Genomic DNA, 1,576 nt, shown 5'->3' on the forward strand with positions numbered 1-1,576 from the left:
GGCTGGTCGTCTAAAGATCGGTTAGTGGGCAACCGAGGCCGCGGCCGGGGACAGCCATAAACCCCCGCCCCCCGGCCCGCCCCACCCCGTGGGGTTTTGGTTTGGGTGGGTTTGCTTGGGTAGGGGTCGACTCAAAGGCCCCAGACCGGTGGGGGGCGGATCCCCGCAACCCTGGGCGCGAACGGTCCCGGGCTGGGCCCTGCGTCGCCTCTGGTCAGTTCATCGGGGGCGCGGTGGGGTCATGGAAGGCAGGAGCAAAGGCAGGAGCGCGTGTAGAGCCGAGCCTGTGCTCGGCTGATTCTGGCCCGGCCTCGGGCGGAGCCGAGCGTGTGTTCGGCTTTACCTTCCCCGGCCGTCATATCGGTGCGCAGATCGGGGGTTTCCGGGCACCTGCCGGATTGGTAGCAACCCCGTGAAACCCTTGTCAGAACGTGATCCAGGACACCTCTGTCATGGTCGTAATACGGCTGTAACAAAAACATCATTTCATAGCCGCATCCGCCGACGACGTCGGCTCTTCCCCGCTATGGAGTGACCATGAAACTGCACTCGGCCGGCCTTGCCGCCCTTTCCCTGGCCATCGCCCTGGGCCTGTCGGCCTGCGGTGGCGACAAGCAGGCCGCGCAGCAGCCGGCTGCCGACGGTGCCGCCGCTCCGGCCGCCGCCGGTGCCAAGGTAACCGCCGAAGTGTCCGGCGCGGGCGCGTCCTTCATCTTCCCGCTGGTCTCCAAGTGGTCGGCTGACTACAACGCCACCACCGGCGCCAAGATCAACTACCAGTCGATCGGTTCCGGCGGCGGCATCGCCCAGATCAAGGCCGGCACCGTCGACTTCGGTTCCTCCGACAAGCCGTTGAGCAGCGAAGAGCTGGCCCAGGCCGGCCTGGCCCAGTTCCCGTCCGCCATCGGCGGCGTGGTACCGGTGGTCAACATCGAAGGCCTGGAAGGCGGCAAGCTGCGCCTGAGCGGCGCCCTGCTGGCCGACATCTTCCTGGGCAAGGTCAAGACCTGGAACGACCCGGCCATCGTCGCCGCCAACCCGGGCGTGAAGCTGCCGGACGGCAAGATCACCCTGGTCCACCGTTCGGACGGTTCGGGCACCACCTTCAACTTCTCCAACTACCTGCCCAAGGTCAGCCCGGAGTGGAAGAGCAAGGTCGGCGAAGGCACCTCGGTGCAGTGGCCGGACGGCGTTGGTGGCAAGGGCAATGAAGGCGTCGCTTCGTACGTGAAGCAGATCAAGGGTTCGATCGGTTACGTCGAACTGGCCTACGCGCTGCAGAACGGCATGCCGTACACCGCCATGCAGAACGCGGCCGGCAACTGGGTCGAGCCGAGCGCGGAGACCTTCGCCGCTGCGGCCGCCAGCGCCGACTGGGCCAGCGCCAAGGACTTCAACCTGGTCATCACCAACGCCCCGGGCGAGCAGGCGTGGCCGATCACCGCCACCAACTTCATGCTGATGCAGAAGCAGCCGAAGGATGCCAAGCGCAACCAGGACACCCTGGCCTTCTTCAAGTGGGCCTTCGAAAACGGCCAGGCCCAGGCCAACGAGCTGCACTACGTGCCGCTGCCGG

Annotated in this window: 1 protein-coding gene; it reads left to right on the forward strand. The window is 66.6% G+C overall.

What is annotated here, in order from left to right:
- Nucleotides 1–537: 537 nt before the first annotated feature.
- Nucleotides 538–1,576 (forward strand): phosphate ABC transporter substrate-binding protein PstS (gene pstS / locus QRO91_RS22390; protein ID WP_285310591.1); only part of this gene is annotated, 1,039 nt, incomplete at its 3' end.

The organism is Stenotrophomonas maltophilia group sp. Smal32 (assembly GCF_030237085.1).
Classification (GTDB): Bacteria; Pseudomonadota; Gammaproteobacteria; order Xanthomonadales; family Xanthomonadaceae; genus Stenotrophomonas; species Stenotrophomonas maltophilia_Q.